3 protein-coding genes are annotated in these 6,000 nt (G+C 47.2%); all 3 read right to left on the bottom strand.

Annotation, left to right across the window (positions count from 1 at the left end; genetic code table 11):
- Positions 1-125: 125 nt before the first annotated feature.
- From aceF to pdhR, 3 genes are read right to left on the bottom strand one after another with little or no spacing between them, the layout of a single operon-like run.
- A complete protein-coding gene (aceF, locus tag AACQ75_RS18120; protein ID WP_088731724.1) occupies positions 126-2,009 on the bottom strand; it encodes a pyruvate dehydrogenase complex dihydrolipoyllysine-residue acetyltransferase in 1,884 nt (627 codons plus the stop codon).
- 18 nt (positions 2,010-2,027) lie between these two features.
- Entirely contained in the window at positions 2,028-4,703 is a 2,676-nt protein-coding gene (aceE, locus tag AACQ75_RS18125) for a pyruvate dehydrogenase (acetyl-transferring), homodimeric type (RefSeq protein ID WP_013857675.1), read from the bottom strand.
- A gap of 53 nt (positions 4,704-4,756) precedes the next feature.
- Positions 4,757-5,524: a pyruvate dehydrogenase complex transcriptional repressor PdhR gene (gene pdhR / locus AACQ75_RS18130; protein WP_013857676.1), complete on the bottom strand. Its 768-nt coding sequence runs from the start codon at positions 5,522-5,524 to the stop codon at positions 4,757-4,759.
- Positions 5,525-6,000: the final 476 nt, after the last annotated feature.

A 6,000-nucleotide genomic window follows, 5' to 3' on the forward strand; every position in this document is an offset into this window, starting at 1 on the left:
ATCCATTTAGCCTGTGAGCTAGACGACAATTCGATTAAGAAAAAACCCTTCATAATCCAATTGTTCAATTATTCGTGTTAACAAGGGCGGCTTTAACGGCCGCCCTCTCTTTCACTAAACTTGGCTTACAGAACCAGACGACGAATGTCTGATAGCGCGCCATTTAGGAATGTGATGAAACGCGCACCTTCCGCACCATCAATCACACGGTGATCGTATGACAGTGATAGTGGCAGTTGTAGGCGTGGTTCGAACTCTTTACCGTTCCACACTGGCTTAAACTCAGACTTAGATACCCCAAGGATACCGACTTCTGGCGCGTTAACGATAGGCGTAAACGCTGTACCGCCGATACCACCTAAGCTAGAGATAGTGAAACAGCCACCTTGCATGTCTGCAGCGGTCAGTTTACCTGCACGGGCTTTCTTCGATACTTCAGCCAGCTCTCTTGATAGCTCATAAATGCCTTTTTTGTTCACATCTTTGAAGACAGGAACAACAAGACCATTTGGCGTATCAACAGCAATGCCCACGTTCACGTACTTCTTCAGAATCAAGCTTTCGCCATCTTCAGAAAGTGAAGAGTTAAACGATGGGAATGCTTCTAGTGCTTTCGCTACCGCTTTCATAATGAACACCAGTGGGGTGATCTTCATGCCAGTGTCGTTCTTCGCTTCAATCGCATTTTGCTCTTTACGGAAGTTCTCAAGCTCGGTGATATCCGCATTATCCCATTGGGTAACGTGTGGGATCATCACCCAGTTACGATGCAAGTTAGCACCAGAGATCTTCTTAATACGTGAAAGCGGTTTTACTTCTGTGTCACCAAACTTGCTGAAGTCCACTTTTGGCCAAGGTAGCAAGCCAAGCGCGGCACCATCACCTTTACCAGAAGCCACTGCGGCAGAACCCGATTCAAGACGCTTCAGCGCTTCTTTCACGTAGTTTTGCACGTCTTCTTTTAGGATGCGGCTCTTACGGCCAGAACCTTTGACTTTCGCTAGGTTAACACCAAATTCACGCGCAATACGGCGCACAACCGGTGATGCGTGAGAGTACTCATTGTTCTCTTCAAACTCGGCAGGTGCTGCCACAGCTGATTTTACCGCTTCCGCTTTTGGCGCTGATGCGGCTGGAGCCGCTGCTTGCGCAGGGGCCGCTACGGCAACGGGCGCTGCACCGGCAACTTCAAACACCATGATAAGAGAGCCTGTTGACACTTTATCGCCAGCTGCAACTTTGATCTCTTTCACAACACCAGCAAACGGCGCAGGAACTTCCATTGATGCTTTATCGCCTTCAACGGTGATAAGAGACTGCTCTTCACTCACGGTATCGCCAACCGCCACCATGATTTCCGTCACTTCGACTTCATCACCACCGATATCCGGTACGTGGATCTCTTTTGCTGCCGAAGCGGCTGGTGCTGCGGCTACAGGTGCTGCCACTTGAGCAGAGGCTGCCGCCGGAGCGGAACCCGCCACTTCAAAGATCATCACCAGTGAGCCTGTCGATACTTTATCGCCCGCGGCCACTTTGATCTCTTTCAGTACACCAGCAAATGGAGCAGGTACTTCCATTGAGGCTTTGTCACCTTCAACCGTCAGTAGAGATTGCTCTTCTGCGATTGAATCGCCGACTGCGACCATGATTTCAGTGACTTCCACTTCATCACCGCCGATATCTGGCACGTGAACTTCTTTAAGCTCAGCGACAGCCGCGGCAGCAGGAGCCGCAACTGGTGCAGCTTCCACTGCTGGAGCTGCGACCGCAGCGCCTTCTGCTTCAAAAATCATGATAAGTGAACCGGTCGATACTTTATCGCCAGCGACTACTTTGATTTCTTTTACAATACCCGCTTGAGAAGCTGGTACTTCCATAGAAGCCTTATCACCTTCTACAGTAATAAGAGATTGCTCTTCTTCAACCTTGTCGCCAACGCTGACAAGAATCTCAGTAACTTCAACCTCATCCGCACCAATATCCGGTACATTAATTTCGATTGCCATTATTCTTTCCTACCTTAATTAAGCGTATAGCGGGTTTGTTTTTTCAGTATCGATGTTGAATTTCTTAATCGCTTCAACCACAACTGATTTCTCAACATCACCACGTTTCGCTAGTTCGCTTAGCGCGGCAACCACCACGTAACCTGCGTTCACTTCGAAGTGACGACGTAGGTTTTCACGGCTATCAGAACGACCAAAACCATCAGTACCTAGTACTTTGTATGATTCAGCCGGGATAAACGCACGCGCTTGCTCAGCGTAGTTTTTCATGTAGTCAGTTGCTGCGATGGCAGGCTCGCTACCCATTACCGTTTGAATATAAGGTACTTGCGGCTGCGCTTCAGGGTGAAGCATGTTGTAACGCTCACATGCTTGGCCATCACGAGTCACTTCATTGAATGATGTTACTGAGTAAACATCTGAAGCCACGCCGTACTCATCACTTAAGATTTGAGCCGCTTTGCGCACTTCGTTCATGATCGTACCTGAGCTCATTAACTGAACTTTACCTTTAGAGCCAGTCGTTCCTTGTGGAGCGTAGCTTTCTAATTTGTAAATACCTTTACGAATACCTTCTTCAGCGCCTTGTGGCATTTCAGGCATTGCGTAGTTCTCGTTCATCAGCGTTAGGTAGTAGAACACGTTCTCTTGATCGCCATACATGCGACGAATACCGTCTTGCATGATGACTGCAACTTCGTAAGCAAATGTTGGATCGTAAGAAAGACAGTTAGGAACCGTTGCCGCCAATATGTGCGAGTGACCATCTTCGTGCTGTAGACCTTCACCGTTGAGCGTAGTACGGCCAGCAGTAGCACCCAATAGGAAACCACGTGCTTGTTGGTCACCTGCCATCCATGCCATGTCGCCAACGCGTTGGAAACCAAACATAGAGTAGTAGATGTAGAACGGAATCATTGGCAGATCGTTTGTCGAGTATGAAGTTGCAGCAGCAACCCATGAAGACATAGCACCCAGCTCGTTGATCCCTTCTTGCAGTACCTGACCTGAAGTCGCTTCTTTATAGTAAGAAACGATGTCGCGGTCTTGAGGAGTGTAGTTCTGACCGTGTGGGTTATAGATACCGATTTGACGGAACAGACCTTCCATACCGAAAGTACGTGCTTCATCTGCAATGATTGGCACAATATTTTTACCAATGCTCTTATCTTTGAGCAAAATGTTCAACGCACGGACAAACGCCATTGTGGTTGAGATTTCACGTTTTTGCTCTTCAAGCAGAGGCTTGAACTCTTCAACCGCTGGAATCACAAGTTCTTGAGTGAACTTAGGCAAGCGTTGAGGTGTGTAACCTTTTAGCGCTTTACGGCGAGCGTGTAAGTATTCGTGCTCTTTCGAGCCTTCTGCCAATGTTAGGTATGGCAACTCTTTCACAGCTTCATCTGTTAGAAGATCTTGTAGACCAAGACGATCACGCAGTTGCAGCACGTGAGTCATGTCCATTTTCTTCACTTGGTGAGCGATGTTCTTACCTTCTGCCGCTTCACCCATGCCGTAACCTTTAACGGTCTTCGCCAGAATCACGGTTGGCTTGCCTTTCGTGTCTTGAGCATTAGTAAAGGCTGCGTACAGTTTAGAAGACTCGTGACCACCACGCTTGAGCGCGAAAATTTGATCGTCAGTCATATCAGCAACAAGCGCCGCTGTTTCTGGGTATTTACCAAAGAAGTGTTTACGCACGTAAGCACCATCTTTCGCTTTAAATGTTTGGTAGTCACCATCGATGGTTTCGTTCATCAACTGAAGCAGCTTACCTGTGGTGTCTTTCGCCAGTAGAGAATCCCAGTTGTTACCCCAAATCACTTTAACAACGTTCCAACCTGCACCTTTAAATAGGCCTTCAAGTTCTTGGATGATCTTACCGTTACCCATGACTGGGCCGTCTAGACGTTGCAAGTTACAGTTGATAAGGAAACATAGGTTATCAAGCTTCTCACGAGCGGCGAATGAAATCGCACCGCGTGATTCTGGCTCATCCATCTCGCCATCACCTAGGAACGCGTATACACGCTGTTCAGAAGTGTCTTTCATACCACGGCCATCAAGATATTTGAGGAAACGCGCTTGATAGATTGCAGAAATTGGACCCAGACCCATAGATACGGTCGGGAATTGCCAGAATTCAGGCATCAATTTCGGGTGTGGGTAGGAAGGAATACCTTTGCCATCCACTTCTTGGCGGAAGTTGTCAAGTTGCTCAGCCGTTAGGCGGCCTTCAACGAACGCACGTGCGTAGATCCCTGGAGAGATGTGACCTTGATAATAAACCAAGTCACCGCCATCTTTTTCATTAGGCGCACGGAAGAAGTGGTTAAAACATGTTTCGTAGAACGAAGCAGAAGACTGGAATGACGCCATGTGGCCGCCAAGATCGAGGTCTTTTTTCGATGCACGTAGAACGATCATAATCGCGTTCCAACGGATGATTGAGCGAATGCGACGCTCAAGCGTTGTGTCACCTGGGTATGCTGGTTCTTGCGCAGCTGGAATGGTGTTGATGTAGTTCGTGGTAATACCGGTTGGCATATCAACACCGTCTAGACGTGCTTTATCTAGAATTTGCTCAAGTAAGAACTGAGCGCGTTCTACACCTTCTTCACGTACAACTGACTCAAGGGCGGCTAGCCATTCCTGAGTTTCCAGTGCATCTACGTCATGCTTCATGTCAGACATGGCGATCTATCCTTCTATTGGTTGGATCTATAAAACAAGCAATTCGCCGTAGGTTACGACTCATTACCCTGCTGAATTCGGCGCAACGAACGCTCACGACGAGACTCTTCTTTGGTCAAATCCAGCAATGTTTCTTCGATATAAGCTAAGTGAGAATGGGACATTTCGCGCGCCTTTTCCGGCTGACCAGAAACGATCGCATCCACGATATTAGCTCGGTGTCTACTTACTTTCTCCACCACTTCATGGCGGCGGTGTAATAGTTTTAAATTCTGTAGAACATTTTGCTCAAGCAAAGGAGCGAGGCTGCGAACAATATGCAAAAGCACCACGTTGTGGGCCGCTTCAGTGAGAGCGACTAAAAACGCAACCACCGCAGACGCTTCTGCTTCGACCTCTTTTTTCGCTTGTTGTTCACCAATTCTCGCCAAACAGGCTTGAATGCGAGCAAAATCTTCCTCAGTACCACGCAATGCTGCGAAATAAGCTGAAATACCTTCCATCGCGTGGCGCGATTCCAATAGATCGAGCTGGGTTTCAGAGTGGCTAGACAATAAATTTAGCAGAGGATCAGAAAAACTCTGCCAAATGTTCTCACTGACAAACGTACCTCCACCTTGACGGCGGGTTAATAAACGCTTGGCTTCGAGGCGTTGAATGGCTTCACGAATGGATGGACGAGACACCTCGAACTGTTTTGCCAGTTCTCGTTCTGGAGGCAATTGTTGCCCCGGAGAGAGTGTTCCTTCCACTATCAGCCTTTCTAACTCCTGTTCAATTACATCAGAGAGTTTTGGCTGACGAATCCTTTGATAAGCCATAATTTATTATTCTTCTACTCTTTGCAGTCAATTGGTAATACCAATTTCAAGTTGGTGCAGAAATTAACATAATTAAAACGTAGCTGTCCAGCCAAAAGTTGACCTAAATCATAGAACAGCCCACACTTAAACACTTTGATAACAATAGTCGATTAAAACAGCAATATTATTGGTCAGACCAATTACAAAATGAATACAGATGGGGAAATGATGGGCTAGAAATGGGGAAACATTCGTTGTCATCTACCCTTTCTAGAGGAAACATTCTTTGGCTCCTCCCCCTTCTAGGGGGAGGCTGGGAGGGGGTGTAATTCGAAAAACACAATATCAATCAAAAGATATACCCCACCCTAGCCCTGTCTCTTGATCACAAGTCTGGTGAATCAAGAGACTTAGCCAGTTCATACCCTTCAAGGATGGTTTGTAACCTAAACCATCCTTGCCATAATGTCTTTATAGAAGCACGACCCGTTCGC

Origin of the sequence: Vibrio sp. B1-2 (genome assembly GCF_963888445.1) — a bacterium.
GTDB classification, from domain to species: domain Bacteria; phylum Pseudomonadota; class Gammaproteobacteria; order Enterobacterales; family Vibrionaceae; genus Vibrio; species Vibrio anguillarum.

Coding starts and splice junctions, on each gene's coding strand:
- pdhR (WP_013857676.1), bottom strand. CDS start 5,524: ATGGCTTATCAAAGGATTCGTCAGCCAAAACTCTCTGATGTAATTGAA.
- aceF (WP_088731724.1), bottom strand. CDS start 2,009: ATGGCAATCGAAATTAATGTACCGGATATTGGTGCGGATGAGGTTGAA.
- aceE (WP_013857675.1), bottom strand. CDS start 4,703: ATGTCTGACATGAAGCATGACGTAGATGCACTGGAAACTCAGGAATGG.